The organism is Propioniciclava sp. LT432 (assembly GCF_059515965.1).
On the sequence record NZ_JCAKNE010000028.1, the window covers coordinates 1 to 17,721 of the forward strand.

The 17,721-nt window shown below is 70.6% G+C and carries 12 protein-coding genes and 1 pseudogene; 5 read left to right on the plus strand and 8 right to left on the minus strand.

Going from position 1 to position 17,721, the window contains the following annotated elements; all coding sequences use genetic code 11:
• Positions 1-17 precede the first annotated feature (17 nt).
• The 3 genes from AC5YDV_RS15340 to mobF all read right to left on the minus strand — a co-directional run bounded on the left by AC5YDV_RS15340 (position 18) and on the right by mobF (position 8,236).
• Positions 18-1,568 (minus strand): IS1634 family transposase, encoded by a 1,551-nt coding sequence (locus tag AC5YDV_RS15340; RefSeq protein ID WP_496184346.1) that lies wholly within the window; start codon positions 1,566-1,568, stop codon positions 18-20.
• A gap of 570 nt (positions 1,569-2,138) precedes the next feature.
• Positions 2,139-2,780, minus strand: coding sequence for a prepilin peptidase (locus AC5YDV_RS15345; protein ID WP_496184347.1), 642 nt, complete (start codon positions 2,778-2,780; stop codon positions 2,139-2,141).
• 38 nt (positions 2,781-2,818) lie between these two features.
• A complete protein-coding gene (gene mobF / locus AC5YDV_RS15350; protein WP_496192520.1) occupies positions 2,819-8,236 on the minus strand; it encodes a MobF family relaxase in 5,418 nt (1,805 codons plus the stop codon).
• A 274-nt stretch (positions 8,237-8,510) separates the two neighbouring features.
• Between mobF and AC5YDV_RS15355 the strand changes: the two genes are divergently transcribed.
• The 4 genes from AC5YDV_RS15355 to AC5YDV_RS15370 are packed head-to-tail and all read left to right on the plus strand — an operon-like array spanning position 8,511 to position 11,045.
• Positions 8,511-8,837, plus strand: coding sequence for a hypothetical protein (locus tag AC5YDV_RS15355; protein ID WP_496184349.1), 327 nt, complete (start codon positions 8,511-8,513; stop codon positions 8,835-8,837).
• Positions 8,834-9,595: a hypothetical protein gene (locus AC5YDV_RS15360; RefSeq protein ID WP_496184350.1), complete on the plus strand. Its 762-nt coding sequence runs from the start codon at positions 8,834-8,836 to the stop codon at positions 9,593-9,595. The genes AC5YDV_RS15355 and AC5YDV_RS15360 overlap by 4 nt, the downstream gene beginning before the upstream one ends.
• Positions 9,592-10,668 carry an ArdC-like ssDNA-binding domain-containing protein gene (locus tag AC5YDV_RS15365; protein WP_496184351.1) on the plus strand — a complete coding sequence of 359 codons (1,077 nt, stop codon included), beginning with the start codon at positions 9,592-9,594 and terminating at the stop codon, positions 10,666-10,668. The genes AC5YDV_RS15360 and AC5YDV_RS15365 overlap by 4 nt, the downstream gene beginning before the upstream one ends.
• A 5-nt stretch (positions 10,669-10,673) precedes the next feature.
• Positions 10,674-11,045, plus strand: a complete 372-nt coding sequence (locus tag AC5YDV_RS15370; protein WP_496184352.1) for a hypothetical protein — start codon at positions 10,674-10,676, stop codon at positions 11,043-11,045.
• 50 nt (positions 11,046-11,095) lie between these two features.
• On the opposite strand, the gene AC5YDV_RS15375 is transcribed toward AC5YDV_RS15370, so the two are convergent.
• Positions 11,096-11,725: a GNAT family N-acetyltransferase gene (locus AC5YDV_RS15375; RefSeq protein WP_496184353.1), complete on the minus strand. Its 630-nt coding sequence runs from the start codon at positions 11,723-11,725 to the stop codon at positions 11,096-11,098.
• 159 nt (positions 11,726-11,884) lie between these two features.
• On the opposite strand from AC5YDV_RS15375, the gene AC5YDV_RS15380 reads away from it, so the two are divergent.
• Entirely contained in the window at positions 11,885-12,043 is a 159-nt protein-coding gene (locus AC5YDV_RS15380; protein WP_496184354.1) for a HepT-like ribonuclease domain-containing protein, read from the plus strand.
• A 38-nt stretch (positions 12,044-12,081) separates the two neighbouring features.
• On the opposite strand, the gene AC5YDV_RS15385 is transcribed toward AC5YDV_RS15380, so the two are convergent.
• From AC5YDV_RS15385 to cbiB, 4 genes and pseudogenes are all read right to left on the minus strand, one after another.
• Positions 12,082-12,291 (minus strand): DUF6933 domain-containing protein, encoded by a 210-nt coding sequence (locus AC5YDV_RS15385; protein WP_496184355.1) that lies wholly within the window; start codon positions 12,289-12,291, stop codon positions 12,082-12,084.
• A gap of 37 nt (positions 12,292-12,328) precedes the next feature.
• Positions 12,329-14,703 (minus strand): annotated as a pseudogene (gene cobBC / locus AC5YDV_RS15390) (bifunctional hydrogenobyrinic acid a,c-diamide synthase/histidinol phosphate aminotransferase CobBC).
• The gene (locus AC5YDV_RS15395; RefSeq protein ID WP_496184356.1) at positions 14,697-16,733 is read right to left on the minus strand and encodes a cobyric acid synthase; all 2,037 of its coding nucleotides are present in this window, start codon (positions 16,731-16,733) and stop codon (positions 14,697-14,699) included. The pseudogene cobBC and the gene AC5YDV_RS15395 overlap by 7 nt, the downstream one beginning before the upstream one ends.
• Entirely contained in the window at positions 16,730-17,695 is a 966-nt protein-coding gene (gene cbiB / locus AC5YDV_RS15400; protein WP_496184357.1) for an adenosylcobinamide-phosphate synthase CbiB, read from the minus strand. The genes AC5YDV_RS15395 and cbiB overlap by 4 nt, the downstream gene beginning before the upstream one ends.
• Positions 17,696-17,721 lie beyond the last annotated feature (26 nt).

Here is a 17,721-nt window from a genome sequence, read left to right on the forward strand (position 1 = left end):
ACCTGAGTTGGACCTCTTTAGTGACCCACGCGGGCAAGCATTTCGGCGATGTCGTCGGGGATCACGGGCTCGGCTTGGAGTTGTTGGCCGGCCAGCGTGATGGTGACGTGTTGCAGGGGGCGTAGTGCTCGGACGATCCTCTTGATGCTCCAGCCGGTGCGGGCTTGCAGGTCGCGGGCGATCGCGAGTGCGGCGAACACGATGGTCAGGTGTGCCTCGATCGAGTCGCGCAGACGGTGGTAGATGGGCCGGGCAGCCAGGTCACTCTTGCTCATTCGGAAGGATTGCTCGACCTGCCACAGGTCGTGGTAGCTGCTGATGACCTCGGCCGCGGGCATGGTGCTGGCGGTGATGTTGGTGACGTAGCCCTTCAAACCAACCAGGTCGGTGGCACGTTGCAACGATGCCTCGTCCAGGCTGGCGGTCTGGCCGGTGGTCTTCACGAACCGGGCCTTCTTCGCCGGCCGCACTCCGTCCACTATCGCGACCGCCCTTTCCCGTTGTGCGGACAACGTCTTGCGGTCCCGGGCAGCCCGCTTGTGGGAGTACTGCCAGACGGCGCGCCACGCCGCCGGATGCGTCTGGGGTGTCCAGGTGGGTTCGGCGCGGGTCTTCACCTGGTCGGGATCAGTCTTCTGCCGGCGCAGGGTGATGGTGTCGATGACCTGGCCATCAGCGAAGGCATTGCCGTGCCAGTGGAAGTACTTGGCCAGGTCGTGCGGGGCGCGGGTGACGCGGGAGCCGACGATGAACCGCAATCCGGCCTCGTCGATGGCTTCCAGGTTCGCAGTCGACAACATGCCCGCATCCGCGACGACGACCATGTCGGCCACGCTGTGGCGCTCCTGGAACGCCTTGACCACCGGGATGATCGTGCCGGTCTCGGCCTTGTTCCCCTCAAAGCAGGCGATCTCGAGCGGGAACCCGGTCCGGTCCACGAGCAGACCGACCACGATCTGCGGATCGACCCGGCGTTCCTTGCTGAACCCCACCTTGCGGAGGTCGTCCTCGGTGTCGGTCTCGAAGTAGAGCGTGGTCACGTCGTACATCAGCAGGGACACGTCCCCACCCTGGTCGGTCCACACGTGCTGGAAGCACGCGTGGGCGACCTTGCTGCGGTACTCCTTGTCAGCACACCGTTTCAAGCAACGCTTCACCGTGGACAGGTGCACCGCAGCGACGCCGAGGTCGGCCACCACGCGCAGACTGTCCACCTTCGAGGTCGGCTCCACCAGCCGGGCCAACACCAGCTGGAAGAACGCCTCATCCTCGATCACGTCGAACCCGAGCCGACGCCAGGAGGCATGCACCACGTCCACGAGCAGTTTCGACTGCTTGCCCTCGATCACCGCCGACCCGGCCTGCACGCCACCCGTGGTCGGTAGGTCCAGCAGGGGTTGGTTCGCGTGGAGCTTCGCCTGCCCCACCTGCAACAAGGCCGCCAACTGGGCCTCATCGTGCGCCGAGCCCAAGTGCTCCAGGATCGTGCGGACCCCGTGCTTCTTCTCCACGATCTGCACAGCCGTCGCCCCCGAAGCGGTCTTCACCTTCCGCAGGAACGGGCTCACCCGCACGATCCTACCGCCTGGTTAGTGCCCCAAACGAGCCAACCAACCTTCGGTGACTAGGTCCGATAATCACTAGGACACCCAAAGCCGCCACCAGAGGTCCAACTCAGGTCGACGGCGCCCAAATGTAGGGCGGTAACGGCGCGGTGGTTCCCAGCAGTCCTTGCAAAGGAGGCGATTCCTGGAGGTTAGCAGGGCGTCGAACAGCTCGGCTGGGGTGCGGTCTTTCACGATGCGTTGGGGCGCTGGAGCCAGCGGGCGCCCACAGGAGAACCCCGGGTGGGGAGGGAGTGTTCACCAATGGTGCGGGGCTCGAGGGCGGCGTCGTGGAGGTCTAGATCGGTGTGTGGGGACGCTACGAAGCTCAGCGGCTGCGGGATCGGCGAATCCCCGACGTTCCTCGGAGGCGGTCCCTCTGCATAAGCGACAAGCGAGCCCACGTGCGGAACGTACTCCTCGCTCGCTGAGGTGGACCTGCTCCGTGCGCTTTGCCAACGGGCAGCCGTGCCGCTATCGCCCGAGGTGGCGCACGCGAAGGCCAGTGGGAGCGCTCGGCCGAGGCGTACTCGGCTAGGGAGTCAGGAGGACGACGGCCCCCAGCCACCCGCAGGCCAGCCATGGCCCGTAGGCTTCGCGTGTAGTCGGACGCCTGATGATGGCCCACGCGGCGGCGGCAAACGCGGCGAATGCGATGGCCCACCACAGGGTCCAGAAGGATAGTGCTCCGGAGGTGACGCCGATGAGGCCTACGAGGCGGACGTCGCCCATGCCGAGGCCGCCGCGGCTGGCGCGGTTGAGGAGCCAGAAGCTGAGGTAGGCGACCAAGCCGCCAAACGCACCTCGCAGGAGGAGTTCGGAGCCTTGCCAGAGCGCGGCGGCTCCTAGTCCGATGATCAGCAGGCCGGCGGTGGTCAGGGTGGTCTTGAAGGGGATGCGGTGGACGTCGAGGTCGATCGCGGAGACCCACACGCAGTAGGCGGCCATGGGGAGCAGGAACAGCAGGTTTTCGGGCTGGCCCAGGTTGTGGTGGCGCCAGGTGATGGCGCCGAACGCGAGAGCGAGAACCACGGGGACCCACCACCGCTGTCCGGGGTGGGGCCGATCGTGTTCGTCGGGGTAGCGGTAGCTGAGTGTGTTGAGGCGCGTGCGTATCCACAGGCCGACGGCGGTGCCGATCAGTGTGGCGATGAGGGCGGTGGTGGTGGGGGGCATGGGGGACTCCGTGGGGTTGGGGTGAGTGTAGGTCAGGCTCAGCGGCGGACTCCTGGTCCTCGTCGCGCTGTGGTGGGGATTCGTTCGTGTCGGGCGTCCATCAGCGGGGTAGAGGTGACGGTTTCCTGTTGGGGGAGGAGTCGTGTCTTGACCGCGGAGAGCCGGCCCAGCTGCTGGTCGGCGGCGTGGCGGGGGTCGGCGTTCCAGGCGTGGATGTGCTGCTTGAGGGCGCTGCGCAGGAAGCTCGGTGGCAGGTCGAGTTCCCCGGAGAGGTGGTGGACGCCGGCTTCCCAACGTGCGGCTGGTTGGGCAGCGAGAACGCCGAGGGCTTCGGTCGCTGCGTGGGGAGTGGCGAGGTTCGTGACCCGTTCGTGGATGAGGGTGTCAGCCAGCGGTCGGGCGTGGTGAAGGGCGTCGAGGAGCACGTGGACTTGCTGCTGTTGGAGCAGTTGGGCCGGATCGGCGCCGGCGGGGAGGGTCGCGTAGTGGGGGTCGAGTCCGTGCGGGGTGAGGAGCCAGTAGTCCCGTTCGGCGGCGAGGCGTCCGGCGGGGTCGGCGTCGGTGGCAACGATCGGCGTCCGACCAAGAGCAGCGAGTTGCGCGGCCTGTGTCGGCGTGAGGCTGGTGCCGAGGGGAGCCAGGCCGACGTAGTGGCCGTTGCTGGCGAGGGTGACGGCGTGGGCGTCGAAGGGGCCTTCGACCAGGACGGGAATCCGGTGTGGGTCAGCGAGCAGACCGGTCGCGCCGTAGAGCTGGTTGCCCTTGTGGAACAGCGGGGTCTCGGGGGTGTTGAGGTACTTGGGTCCGGCCTGGTCGTCGTCGGTGCGGGTGGGGTTGCGGCGTCCGACGAAGCCGAGCACGACCTCGTCGCGGGTGATGGGCAGCACGATCCGGTCCCGGAATCGGTCGATGAGGCGCCCGTCGCGGGTTTGGGCGGCGACGCCGGCGGTGAGCATCTCGGTGTCGGTGACGCCGAGTCCCTTCAGGTGGGTGACCAGGTTCGTCCAGCCGGCGGGTGCGTAGCCGGGCCGGATGGTGGGGTGCCCGACCAAGTCGAGACCGAAGCGGTCGGCGAGGTAGCGGCGGGGCCAGCCGCGGGCCCGCTCGAGGCAGCTCGTGTAGTAGTCGGTGGCGAGCGCGTTGACGTGTTCGAGTCGGTGTTGGTCGACCGGGCTTTCGCGCCATTGGTCGGCGTGGGCGAGCTGAAGCGCCAAGTCGGCGGCTGTGAGTTCGGGGGCGGGGAGTGTTTCGCGGATGAGGGCTTCGATGGTGAGGTTGTTGTCGTCCCAGGCGGCAGCCGCGTCATCGCTGGATGGCCCCTCGGCTGGTTCGGTTGGAGGCGCGGCTTCGGTGGGGGTGGGCACGTGGATGGGGTTGCTGGGGATGTAGTCCTCCCACAGGTCGTCCGGCTGGGCGGTGGGCTCGGGGCTGGTGTGGTCGGGCTCGTAGCTGCCGACGAGGCGGGCGACGTGGTCGAGGAGTTGGTCGCAAGTCTGGTGGGGGTGGTCGAGCAGGGTGTCGAGGGCCCATCCGCGTTGCAGGCCGTGCTCGACGGCGTCCAGCAGGGCAGGCCACCACGGGCTGGCCTGGTAGGTGTCGGCCTGCTCACCCAAATTGGCGCGCAGGGCGGGTAGCCAGCGCCCTGCGGTGTGGCCGGGGGCGGTGCGCTGGGCGTGGTCGAGGGTCCGGCTGAGCCGGTACCACAGGGCGCCGGCGGGGTGGTCGTCGGGCAAGACGCCGGCGTCGACGGCGGCGGTGAGGAGCGTGCGGACAGCGACGCGTTGGCTGGACAGGTGGGCCAGCCGGCGGGCGAGTTGGGGCAGGTAGGGGTCAGTGCTGAGGGTCGGCGCGAGGTCGCGGAGGAGGGGACCCCATTCGGCGAGGGCGGGGGAGCGGTCGTCGTGCAGGCGGCGGTCGAGCCGGGTCTGGTAGCGCAGCGCGGCGGCGGTGTGTTGGCGCTCGCCGGTGGGTCGCAGATCGGTGGGGTCGACGCTGGTGGCTGCTCGCCAGACCTCGACGTCGCAGATCGTGTTGGTCGAGGGCGTCCAGGTGCCGTGGGCGACCCACGCGGGGGCGGTTGGCTCGGCGAGCGCCTGCTGGCCGACCTGATCGGCGAGCTGGGTGACGAGGGTGCGTCGGGCGGTCAGGTAGGGGCCCCATTGGGGATGGTGGGCGAGTTGGTGGGGCAGGCCGGGCAGCCACGGGAGGGGTCCGCGGCCGGTGGTTGTGTCGAGCCGTGCGGCGAGGACGGCGGCGGGGTCGTGGGCGCCCTGCAACGTGTTGCCGTGAGCCTCGCTGAGCACGTGGAGGGGGTCCTTGCCGCCGGCGGCGATCAGGAAGAGGTGGTTGAGCAGGGTGGGCCAGGCATCGAACCGGGTGAGGCCGGGGTGGAGGTCCTCGACCCGGCGGGTGAGGTGGCGCTCCATATCCGGCTCGGCGGTGTGCCGGGCGGCCACCATGATGGCGTCGGCGTAGCGGGCGGCCGCGGTCGCGAGTTGGGTCCGTGGTTCGGCGGCGATCCGCGCTTGGGTGCTGGCCGACAGGGGGGTGTCGTCGCGGGCGAGGACCCCTTCGAGCATGTCGGTGGGGGTGAGCGGGTTGAGGGTCTCGGGGGCGAGGGTGGAGTGTTCGTTGCCGTCGGCGACGACGGTCAGGTAGGCGTGGTTCGCCTGCCGGCCGCGGGTCATCATCGTGTACAGCAGCTGCCGGGACTCCTCCCCGGTGACGAGGCCGCGGCTCACGTCGACCGAGATGCCCTGGGCGGTGTGGATGGTGCTGGCGTAGCCGAGCTCGACCGCCTCGGTGACGTAGCTGGCGGGCAGCACGACGGTGCGGCCGGTGCGGGTGTGCTGCACGTGCAGGCCGCGGTCGGGGTGGGCGGCGAGGATGGTCCAACGGTCGCCGTTCTTGACGAAGTCGGTGGCGCTGGTGCGGAGCTGGCGGTTGTTGGTGCGGGTGATGATCGTGTCGCCGGCGCTGGCGGTGTTGCCGTCGGCCAGGATGACTTCGACCCCGGCGGGTTGGCCGTTGAGGCGGCGGGTGCGGGCGCGCATGTTGAGGTCGGCGACGAGTTCGCGGGTGGGGGCGAGCATGATCGCGTCGCGGTCGGCTTGCCGGTCCAGGAGCCAGTCGTTGAAGACGTCGTCGGTGAGGGTGGCGAGGTCGCCGACGTGGACGCGTTGTTGGTCGAGGTAGAAGCCGAGCGCTTCGGGTCGGCCTTGGCGGAGGGCGAGGGAGGCGGCGGCTTCGGCGGGGTCTTGGAAGCGGACGAGTTCGTCCAGGCGGAGGACGCCGTGGGTGGCTTCGATGTCGCGTAGGACGCCGCCGGCGCCGATGGCGGCGAGTTGCTGGTCGTCCCCGATCAGGCGGACGTTGCCGCCGCGGTCGAGGACGTGTTGGACGGCGGTGTGGAGGGTGATCGTGTCGGCCATCCCGGCTTCGTCGATGATCACCAGGGTGGTCGGTCCGATGGCCGCGAAGGCGGCGGCGTGCCCGTGGTGGAGGTCCCAGACGAGTTTGGCGAGGGTTTCGGTGGTGGCGCCGGTCTGGTCGCGCAGTTGGGCTGCCGCGGCGGCGGAGGGGGCCAGGCCGAGCACGGTGCCGCCGCCGTCGGTCCAGGCTTGGGTGAGGGTGCGCATGGCGGTGGTCTTGCCCGATCCGGCGGGGGCGATGGCGGCCTGCAGCTTGCGGCCGCTGGTCGCCATGGCCTCGACGAGCGCGGCTTGACCGGGGTTCAGCATGGTGCCGTTGGCGGCGGATTCGGCCAGGGCGACCGCCACGTGCGCGGGGGTGACGGTGAACCCGTCGGACTGGCCGGCGGCGTCGACGAGGGCTTGTTCGGCGGCCAGGATGCGGCGGCTGGTGTACAGGTCGGCGCCGGCGACGGTGTACTGGCTGGTGCCATCGGCGCGGCGCAACACGCGGGGTTCGGCGACGCCGTCGTGCTGCCGGACCAGCGGGATGGACAGCGTGGTGAGGGCGGCCTGGGTGATGCGGTGGGCGGTTGGTTCGATGAGGTCGCTGGGAACGTTGGCGTCCCGGATCCGGCGCAGTGCTTCGGCGTGCACGTGCCAGCGCTGCCACGTGGACCGTGACCCCTCGACGGTCGCGAGCACGGTGCGCGCGGTGGCGCTGATCCAAGTCTCGTCTGGGGTGAATCCGGGCTGGTCCCGCTGGCCGATCGCGGTGTGGATCATGGCGTCGATTGCGGGATCGGAGCCCAGGACGTCGCGTGCTTCGGCGCGCCAGGTGGTGCGCTGTTCGGGGAGGCTGCGGGGTTCGTGTTTGGCGTCGCGGGTCTCGAGGGTGGCTTGCTGCGCCAGGGCGATCGCCTCGACCGGGGAGGGCGGACGCCCATGCGCTTGCTGGAAGGTGCGGGCCAGTTCGGCGCGGCGGGTCTCGATCCGCTGCCGCCGGGTGGACCAAAGCGCGTTCAGGGCCGGGTCGACGCCGACGATCTCCCGGACCGGCCGCCGTCCGTCCGCACGTGGGCGGGCCTCGAACTGGACGCCGATCGCCTCGCTCAGGTGGCGTTCCAGGGCGGTGTTGTAGGTCTCGGAGATCGTCACGATGGCCTTCAACAGGACCCGTCCGTCGATGGCGAGCCAGCGGCCGTCCTCGACGGTTTGGACCTTGTTCGCGATCGCCACATGGGTGTGCAGGTCCGGGTCGCCGGCGCGGGAGTCGCGATGGGTGAACGCCGCCCCGATCAAGCCCCGGACGTCGACCTGCCGCACCCCGCCGGCCCCCAACCGGGTGTAGAGGGCGGTGGTTTCGATGGTGCGGAGCGCGTCGGCGACAGCCTGGTTGTGGGCCTGCTCGATCCGCGCCGCCAACGTTGGGTCGGCCAGCGCCCACAGGGTGGAGACGCTCTTGACCGGGGAGAAGGTGATGTCGAAACCGGCGACAGCGGTGGTCTGCTGGCGGGAAAGTCGCGCGACGTGGCCGGCGAGTTCGCGGGCGTCCCGGGGTGGACGGTGGTACTCGTCGAGGAACATCTCGACCGCCACCTCGGTGCGGACCCGGGCGCGGATCTCGGCAGGCAGGGCCGCGTCGCGGCGGCGTCCGGCAGCGGTGTTGATGGCCTCTAGTCGGCGGGCCACCTCGACGCGGAAGGGGTTCACGTCGTTGTAGGTCTTGAAGGGGTTGCCCAGGCGTCCGGCGGCCTCGATCTGCGCCGGGGTGCTGTCCGGCCGGGTGGCGGCGCGGTCCTGCATCTGCTCGGCCAGCGGGTGGTAGCCGACCGCGAACAGGTTCCACATCTGTTCGGCGGTGACCGGGTCGCCCTCGGCGAGCAGTTCCAGGCCTGACAGGCCGGTGCCGACCCACCGTCCGGGGGTCTCACCCTTCTCGGTGTAGTAGGACGCCAGTGAGGGGCGGGCCTCGTGGGTGCCGTCCAGGCGTGCGACGTTCCGGGTCAGGTACTCATACCCCGACCCGGCGGTGATCTTCTGCACCGACGCCGTCACACCCCCCTATGCGCACGAAAGGGGTGTCCAAGGACATCGCAGCAGATGCGATTCGCCACCTTCGACGCCGGAATGCAAGAGGTGTGTACGACATGGGGTGGCTGGAATCGGGGTTGGACGTGGGGTGGTGAAGCGTGCAGGTGGCGGTCAGTCGAGTGTGGGTCGGGGGCGGGTGGTTTGAAGAGGCGTGGCTGGATGTCCATGAAGGGGGTGTTGCTGCGCATAGGGAGGTAGCAGGAGCTGATCCAGGAGGGACGTACTGATGGCTGAGCGACAGACCGCTAGGGAAACGGCGCGGAAGGCGGCAGCGGCGACCAGGGCGAGGTTGCGCGCCGAGCGCGCGGACCGAGAGCGGCTGATGGAGCAGCTGGCTGAGAACGTGATGGTGCTGATCGCCACGCGCGATGCGGAGGTGGAGCGGTGCGAGCTCGCGGCCGGGCAGGCGCTGGATCGGCTGGTCAACGAGTTCGGCCTCAGCACTACCGAGGCGTCCGCCTGGTGTGGCGACATCGGCCTCCGAGAGGTCGGCAGGCTGCGCCGCCGCGTGCACGCCGGCGAAGGCGCGCTGGAGAGGGCGGCGGCGTCATGAGCTGGCATTGGGTGTACCTGCGGGCCCGGCTTCTCGCGCTGGTCGGGAGCCTCCTGCTGGTCGGCGTTGCGAGTGGGATCGATGCGCTCGCCTTGCCCGTGTGGCTGGTCAGCAGTGTCATCCTCGGCGTCGTTGCGACTCGGACGTCGGTGTGGCGCGTCTTGGCTGGTGCACGCACGCCCACGGTGGGGGAGCGGGAGGTGATCAGAGCTGCAGCAGGTCTGGTGCCTGGACTGCGGGGTCGCAACGAGCCCACCATCTGGGTGAACGACGACCCTCGGCTGCGCGTCGAATTCCCCCGACAGCGAGAGGTCTTGGTCACTGCAGGGTGGGCGCCCGCAATCCAGTCTGGGGGAGCCACCGTGGAAGACCTGGCGGCTGGCATGGCCGCCGAGCGGGGACGCTCAGTCACAAAGCGGACGTGGACCGCAATCGTGGAAGCGGCTTGCTGGCCAGCCTTGATCGTCGTCACTCCGCTGTCCTGGGTGGCGCACCGGCACCCGGGCTTGCGGCGGGCGTACACCGCATGGCTGGTCCTCGTCTCGGTGATCGCAGTGGTGCAGCAGGCGGCGGAACAGCGCTGGTCGATCGTGGTCAGCCTCATCTGCTTTGCGTCTGCTGTGCTGGTAGCTCCTATCTGGGTGCGCCGTTGGCGGTCCGAGGTTGACCGGTTGGGGATGGACGCCGTCCGCGAAGCCGGCTTGGCCGACGGTGAACGGACGAGCGTCCCCACGTCGGTCCCTGGGGGCACGCGATGAACACGGACGATGGCGGGCAGGTGTACCGAGCGGCTCGCGGAGAGGGGCGGTCGAGCTTCGATCCGGAGCAGGCGGAGGCGGCGCGGCGGGCGACCTTGGAGGCGATGCACGCCCAACTGGCCGAGAAGGTTGGCGCGCTGGCGTCCACGGGCGAGTGGACGAGGTGGCTGCGGTTCGCGAACAGTTTCCACCACTACTCGTTCAACAACACCCTGTTGATCTGGGCGCAGCGGCCCGACGCCACGATGGTGGCCGGCTACCGCGCCTGGCAGGCGAAGGGACGCCAGGTCCGGCGCGGCGAGACTGCCATCAAGGTGTACGGGCCGGTCACCCGACGCGAGCCACTGCTCAATCCGGAGGGCAACCCGGTGCGCGGCAGTGAGGGCAGGCCCGTCCAGCAGGTGCAGGTGGTTGGGGTGAAGCCGGTGTCGGTGTTCGACGTGTCCCAGACCGACGGCGAGCCGCTTCCGGAGCAACCGACAGCGACGCTCCTTTCCGGGGAGGCACCCTCAGGTTTGTGGGCCTCCCTGCAAGCCTTGGTGGAGGGCCAGGGCTATGCGGTGACGCGTGGGGATTGCGGAGGCGCGAACGGACTCACCAACTTCAGCACCCGTGAGGTGCGGGTTCGCGCTGACGTGGACGAGGCCCAAGCGGTGAAGACGCTCGCCCATGAAGCGGGTCACGTCCTGCTGCATCATCCGGAGGCGCGTGAGCCATTCGCGTGCCGCGGCGTGGTCGAGGTCGAAGCCGAGTCGGTGGCGTTCATGGTGATGGCCGCCCACGGCGTGGACACCTCGCAGTACACGTTCAACTACGTCGCCGGCTGGGTACACGAAGCGGCGCGGCCCGACGGCCCCAGCGTGGAGGACGTACTCAAGGCAACCGGACAGCGGGTGCTCACCGCGTCGGAGCACATCCTGCAGGCGACCCAGCCCGTTGAGCTGTCGGTCGACGAGGCGCTGGCACCACCGATGTGGGAGCGGGTGGACGCACCGAGCCCCAACGGGGTCGCCCGAGACAAGCAGGCCCGTCCGCTCATTGCGGGGGCTGTCTCGATCACGGTGGGGAGGTGAGTCGGATGCCCGCTCACCAGCAGCCCAACCGCAGCGAACGCGCGGACGATGGGCGGGTCCCGGGGGAGTTCGGCTATCCGTACTTGATCAGCGTCCGCCACTCCCGCCCGGTCCCGGCCCGCCGGGACGGCCACAACTTCGTGTGCGCCTACCCGTTGTTCCTCGGCATGTGGTGGTCACCCAAGGACGTGCAGGTCCTCGAGCACGACCCGAACAAGGACTACTTCGCTGAGTTGCGCCAGCAGATCCGGCAAGCCGCCCAGCAGAACGGCCATCGCGACGCGGCCTGGGAGCGCGTCGCCGGACCCGGTTCCCGGCGCCTCGAACGATTTTGTCGCCCTTCCATCGAACGGCCGGCCTCCGCCTGGGGGCGCTGACATGCACGCACGTCCGTCACCGCTCACGGGATGGTCGTACCGAGCCCCGATCATCCCTCCCGATTGGCGGGAGCGACCACGCGCCGCATGACCGTGTTGCGTTGGCCCTTGGCACGGATGAACTCGAACCCGGCACGCTCGTACACCGCACGGGTGCCGTTGTAGAAGAACGAAGAGGAGGTCGGCTTGTCGGTGCGCGGGATGTGAGGGTATCCCTCGACCACGCCGCCGCCGGCGTGGGCGATCATCTCGAGTGCACCTTCGAGAGCAACCGTGACCAGCCCGTGCCCCCGGAAGCGTTTGTCCACGAAGATGCAGGTGATCCGGTAGTCGGGCTCGTCCTCGTTCGCAGCGCTGAGGTCGGTGAGGTACTGCTTCTTGTGGTGGATGTTCGGCAACTCCTCCGGGGTCCCAAACTCCGCCCAGGCGATGGCTTCCTCGCCGTCCTCGCCTTCGCGCACGACCAGCGCCGCGTGCGCGACACCCTCCTCCACGAGCCGCTTCTTCAAGTCTCGATTGCCCTGGTAGGACTTCCCCTTCTCGTCGCAATCGGGGTGAAACCAGACACACCAGCATCCACTGAAGATGCCGTTGTGCCGCTCCACCAGCGCGTCGAAGAGAGGCCAGGTGGCCGGCGACAGCGGCTTCACCGAGGTCGGGCCCGGATCTTGGTTCGCCATGCTCCCGGACGGTACCCGTCACCACGAATCACGTCGAGAGGCCACCCCCCGGGCCGACACGGCACATCAGCAGGAGCGAACGCGCCGTGTGGATGTGGTGGCCGACTCTTTGCTGCGGGATGGTGTTTCACAGACGGCGATGGCTGAGGCGGTTCGCGTGTGAGCAGGTCCGAACTCGAGCGTGTTGCAGACATTCTGGCGATCGCCGGGCTTCGCAATGTCGCGGTGCACGAGTACTTCCGGGTCAATCCGGACCTGATCATTGACATCGTCGCGCACCAACTTGGTTCGTTGGCTGCTCAGCTACGCCAGCTGTGAGTGAGACCCTTCGCAAGCTCCTGGTCCTTGGGTGACGGCTAGCTCAAGAGGGCTTTCAGCTCTTCGACCGGTGTGACATGCCGTTTGAAGAGCGGGCCGCACGGTGTGCGATCCAACCGGGCGGACACGGCGACGAGGTCGGCGTTCACACTGAGTTCGTGACGGTGGTGGCTGGCGAGGTGGGTGAACTCGTTCATTGAGCCGATCACGCTGTGGCTGCTGGTCGATCGGTCTTGTAGGTGGCGCACGCGTTCACGATTCGTGTCAGGTTGTCCGGGGGTGTAGTCAACGTGGTGATGGTGTGGCGGCAGGGGTGGCGCGCTGGAGGGCGGCCACGAAGTGGCGTGTGGTGGGATGGTCCCGTACGGCGACGCGGATCCAGGTGGGGCCGAGGCCGGGGAAGGTTTCACCGCGACGCACGGCGAATCCGGCTGCAGCGAGGCTGAGTCGTGCTGAGTGCGGGCCGAGTGTGTGGGTGTCCACGAGCACGAAGTGGGCCTGGGGTTCCCCGGCCACCGGGAATCCGGCGCCCTCGAGGCATGCGACGAGGGCGTCGCGTTGCGTGGCGCAGTGGTGGGCAGCGTCTGCGGCTTCGGTCCTGGCCCTGGGGGTGGAGCACGCCACCATGGCGGCGAGCGCGGGCGTGGAGACCGACCACGGGCGTTGGGCTTCGGCGAGCCGCGCGATGAGGGCTGGGTCGCCGACGACGTAGCCGGCGCGCAGGCCCGCGAGCCCCCACATCTTCGTGAGGGATCGGACAACCAGCATCCCGTCCATGTCGGTGCCGATCTGGGAGGCGTTCTCGTCGGGCACGAAGTCCATGAACGCCTCGTCGATGACGACGACGCGGCCGGGCCGACGCAGGGCTTGCAGGGTGGTGGCGGGGTGGAGGACCCCCGTCGGGTTGGTGGGGTTGCCCACGGCCACGAGGTCGGCGTCGGCGGGGATGGCCCGGGGGTCGAGGATGAACCGGGGGGCAGGCGCCAGGTGGCGCCGGACGTGGATCCCCAGGGCGGCGAGGGCGGCTTCGGGTTCAGTGAACTGCGGGTGCACCACCACCGGACGTCGCGGCCGCAGCCCGGCCGCGACGAGGGCGAAGGCCTCGGTCGCGCCCGCGGTGGGCAGCACCATCGACACCGGGACGCCGTGGCGTGCGGCCAGCGCCGCACGGGCCGGGCCGGCGTCGGGATAGGCCGCCCACCGGGTGGGGTCGGCCGTGATCGCCTCTGACAACCACGGCGGCAGCGCGTCGGGACGCACGTTCACAGCGAGGTCGACCAGGCCCGGGGCGAGATCGGCGTCTCCGTGGTGGCGCAGGTCGACGTTCATCGCCCGGCCCACGCGTGGGTGGCTGCGGCTGCGGCGAACCGTTGGGCCCAGGCGGGGTGTCCGGCCCAGTGGACGTGGTGGTAGCTGGCCTGCACGGTCGGGTCCAGGTGGGGTTCGGCGTCGGCTGGGTCGACGACCGTGCGGTGGAAGGCGTGGTAGCGGTACGTCTCTCCCGCCCGCGCGGCGAGTGCGTCGGCGTCCGGCGTGTGCTCGGCATAGCCGAGGGTGAGGCGGGCCCCCATGCGGGCATCGAGTGGCAGGACACCGGCCATGGGGCGTCCCTCGAGGGTGCGGGCCAAGTAGAGCAGCCCTGCGCACTCGGCGTAGGTGGGCAGCCCCGCCATCACGGCGTCCCGCACGTGTCCGAGCAGTTCGGTGTTGCGGGCCAGCTCGTCTGCGAACACCTCGGGGAACCCGCCGCCGAGATACAGGCCGGACGTGCCGTTGGGGAGGGTGGTGTCCGTGACGGGGTCGACGCCGACGACGTCGCAGCCTGCGGCCTCGAGGAGTTCGGTCGTCTCGGTGTAGCGAAACGTGAAGGCCCGGCCGGCCGCGATGGCGATGCGGGGGCGTCCGGGCACGGCGGTGACCTCGGAGGTGGGGTCCCAGGCCGGGCCGGGGAGGTCGGGGGCCTCGTGGGCCGCGGCGAGGACGGCGTCGAGGTCGACGTGTTCGGCGACCAACGCTCCGGCTGACGCCACGACGGCGGCGGCCTGCTCGCGCTCGGCCGCGGGCACCAGCCCGAGGTGGCGCGACGGGACGACCAGGCTGTCGGTGCGCGGCAGGGCGCCCAGCAGCGGCAGCCCCACCTGGTCGAGGGCGTCGGTGAGTTCGGCGACCGCTCGGGGGGAGCCCACGCGGTTGAGGATCACGCCGGCCACGCGTGGAGCATCGGGATGGGTAGCGAGCCCGTGTGCGACGGCGGCGACAGTGCGGGAGGCGTGGGCGGCGTCCAGGACGAGCACGATGGGCGCCTCGACCAGCCGGGCGACGTGGGCCGTCGAACCGAAGCCGCGGCGTCCATCGACGGGCCCGAGCTTGCCGTCGTACAGCCCCATCACGCCCTCGATGACGGCGACGTCGGCCCCCCGAGCGCCGTGCAGCAACAGGGGCGTGAGCCGGTGTTCGCCGCACAGCCAGGCGTCGAGGTTGCGGCCGGGGCGGCCGGTGGCCAGCCCGTGGTATCCGGGGTCGATGTAGTCGGGGCCGACCTTGGCCGGTGCGACCGCGAGCCCGCGGTCGCGCAGGGCGGCCATGAGGCCGAACGCGACCGTGGTCTTCCCCGAGCCGGAGGCGGCGGCGGCGACCACGAGACGGGGCAGGCTCACCATTCGATGCCCGCCTGCCCGCGTGCCCCGGTGTCGAAGGGGTGTTTCACCTTGTCCATCGACGTGACGAGGTCGGCAGCCGCCAGCAGGGCTGGGGGAGCGTCGCGTCCGGTGATGATGACGTGCTGCAGGCCGGGGCGCGTGGCGAGCGTGGCGAGCACCTCCTCGAGGTCGACCCAGCCGCGCGCCAGCGCGTAGGTGAACTCGTCGAGGATGTACAGGTCGTGCTTCTGGTCGGCCAGTCGGCGGGCGACCTCGGCCCAGCCCTGACGGGCGAGCTCGGCCTGGTCGACGTCGGCCGAGGAGCGCAGCCACGTCCAGCCCGCACCCATCGTGTGCCACTCGATCGTGCCGCCCTCGCCCGTCGCGGCGTGGTGCGCGACCAGCGCCTCGTAGGCGGCGCGCTCGCCGGTGCGCCACTTGTCCGATTTCACGAACTGGAACACCCCGATCGACCAGCCCTGCGCCCACCCGCGCAGGCCGGTGCCGAACGCCGAGGACGACTTCCCCTTGCCGTGCCCGGTGTTCACGATCAGCCGGGGCTGGGTGCGGCGCGCGCGGGTGGTGGCCGGGTCGCTCCCGACGTGATGCGTGGGGCGCATCAGGTCGAGAGTGGCTTCGACATCCACATGCTCCTCGATCGCGTCGGCCAGGCGGTCGAGCATCTCCTCGCGCGCTTCGTCGTGCGTGGGGTGCGGGGTCGGCACCCAGTCGTGCCCGACGAGCGAGGCGACCTCGGTGAGGAAGGCGTCCGCGAAGGGCTGGTGCTCGAACGCCCCGTGGAGGAGCGTCCCGAACGTGGCGTCCACGCGGCAGCCGTCGAGGAACGGCTCGGCCACGCCAGTGACCCGCGCTGAGCCGTGGTGGATCTCATAGCCCGGCACGTCGAGCCCCCGCCAGGGGTGGGTGGTGCGCGCGGTGACCTTGGTGCCGAACTGGACCGCGACCGGCAGCACCCCCAGCCCGGGCAGCGTCCCCGCCCGCGACTCGACCCCGTCGGTGATCGCCTCGGCGAGCATCTGGTAGCCGCCGCAGATGCCGAGGGTGGGGCGTCCGGTGGCGTGGCGGCGCGCGACGACGTCGGCGATGCCGCGCTCGCGCAGCCAGACGAGGTCGTCGACGGTCGCGCGGGTCCCGGGCAGCACCAGCAAGTCGGACGCCGCGCACACGGCCGGGTCGGTGGTCACCTCCACGTGGACGCCCGGGGTCCGGGCCAGGGCGTCCACGTCGGTGGCGTTGGAGATGCGGGGCAGCCGGACCACCGCGACACTCAGCGAGCTGACATCCCCATCCGGGGAGACGGCACCCCAGCGGGCCACCTCGAGGGCGTCCTCGCCGTCGAGCCACACGTCGGGCAGCCACGGCAGCACACCCAGGCAGGGCAGGCCGGTGCGGCGGGTCAGGTCGGCCAACCCCGGCTCGAGGACCGACCGATCGCCGCGGAACTTGTTGATGACGTACCCCGCCAGCCGGCGCCGGTCTGTCGGTTCGAGGATGCCCCACGTGCCGAAGATCGAGGCGAGCACCCCGCCGCGGTCGATGTCGCCGACCACGACCACGGGCAAACCGAGCTCGGCCGCCAGACCCATGTTCACGTAGTCGCGCTCGCGCAGATTCACCTCGGCAGGCGAGCCCGCCCCCTCGACCACGACCAGGTCGTGCGTCGCAGCCAGCTCGCGGTAGGCGTCAAATGCCGCCTCGGCGAGGTGGGCGCGGCCGGTGGCGTACTCGCCGGCCTCCAGCGTGCCGGCGGGACGCCCCCGAACCACCACGTGACTGCGTCGGTCGGTGCCCGGCTTCAGCAGCACGGGGTTGAGCAGGCTCGACGGCTCGATGCCCGCCGCCTGGGCCTGCAGGTACTGGGCCCTGCCGATCTCGGAGCCGTCGGCGCACACCGCCGAGTTGTTCGACATGTTCTGCGCCTTGAACGGCGCCACGTCGATCCCGCGGCGGGCCAGCGCTCGGCATAGGCCGGCGACGACGAGCGACTTGCCGGCGTCCGAGGAGGTGCCGGCGATGAGGATCCCGGTCACCGCGGCCTCCCGGAGAGCTGGTGGCCGACCCGTCCCTGGGCCACGGCTGCGAGCGCGGCCCCGAGGGTCGCGGCGGCGACCACCCACCCGACCAATTGGGCGGCGCGCCGCACCTCGGACGCCCCGGGTTGCGGGGCGTCCGGCTCGCCGAGGGTGCCGCGCACCTCGACGCGGTCGCCATACGTGTTCGCCCCACCCAGCCGGACGCCCAGGGCCCCCGCCCATGCCGCCTCGCACCAGCCGCCGTTCGGGCTCGGATGGTCGCGGGCGTCGCGGTGCATCGTGCGCCAGGCCGCGGACGCCGACCCACCGACCAGGGGCGCAGCCAGGCAGGCCAGCGCGCCGGTGATCCGGGCGGGAACCCAGGCCAGGGCGTCGTCGAGCACCGCGGACGCGGTGCCGAACCGCGCATACCGCGGTGACCGGTGGCCGACCATCGCGTCGAGGGTGTTGACCGCCCGGTGGCCGAGCATCCCCGGGACGCCGAGGAGGGCGCCCCAGAACAGGGTGCAAACCACGGCGTCGTTGGCGTTCTCTGCCAGCGACTCGACGGTTGCGCGGCTGAGTTCGGGGGCGTCCAAGTGGTCGGGGGAGCGGCCGCACAGGTTCGGCAACTGGGCGCGGGCGGCGGCCAGGTCGGCGCCGTCGAGGCGGGCGGCCATCGTCGTGCCCTCGACGACGAGGGAGCGGGCGCCCAGGCACCCCCACGTGGCGGCCGCGGTCAACAGGGTGTGCGCGACCGGGTGGCGGCGTCCCACCGCCTCGGCGGCCAGGCCGAGCGCGACGATGGGGGCGACGGTGATCGCGGTGAACGCTGCGCCCCGGGGCAGGGAGTCGCCGTACACCCGCGACTCGACGTGGGACGCCCAGCGCCCGAGCGCGGCGACCGGATGGAAGCGGCGGGGGTCCCCCACCAGCGCGTCGACGGCCACCCCCAGGAGAAGGCCCCTGCCACGGCTCACTCGTACGTCCTTCGCGTCGATGTGGA

Coding starts and splice junctions, on each gene's coding strand:
- AC5YDV_RS15375 (WP_496184353.1), bottom strand. CDS start 11,725: ATGGCGAACCAAGATCCGGGCCCGACCTCGGTGAAGCCGCTGTCGCCG.
- AC5YDV_RS15370 (WP_496184352.1), top strand. CDS start 10,674: ATGCCCGCTCACCAGCAGCCCAACCGCAGCGAACGCGCGGACGATGGG.
- AC5YDV_RS15345 (WP_496184347.1), bottom strand. CDS start 2,780: ATGCCCCCCACCACCACCGCCCTCATCGCCACACTGATCGGCACCGCC.
- AC5YDV_RS15360 (WP_496184350.1), top strand. CDS start 8,834: ATGAGCTGGCATTGGGTGTACCTGCGGGCCCGGCTTCTCGCGCTGGTC.
- AC5YDV_RS15355 (WP_496184349.1), top strand. CDS start 8,511: ATGGCTGAGCGACAGACCGCTAGGGAAACGGCGCGGAAGGCGGCAGCG.
- AC5YDV_RS15365 (WP_496184351.1), top strand. CDS start 9,592: ATGAACACGGACGATGGCGGGCAGGTGTACCGAGCGGCTCGCGGAGAG.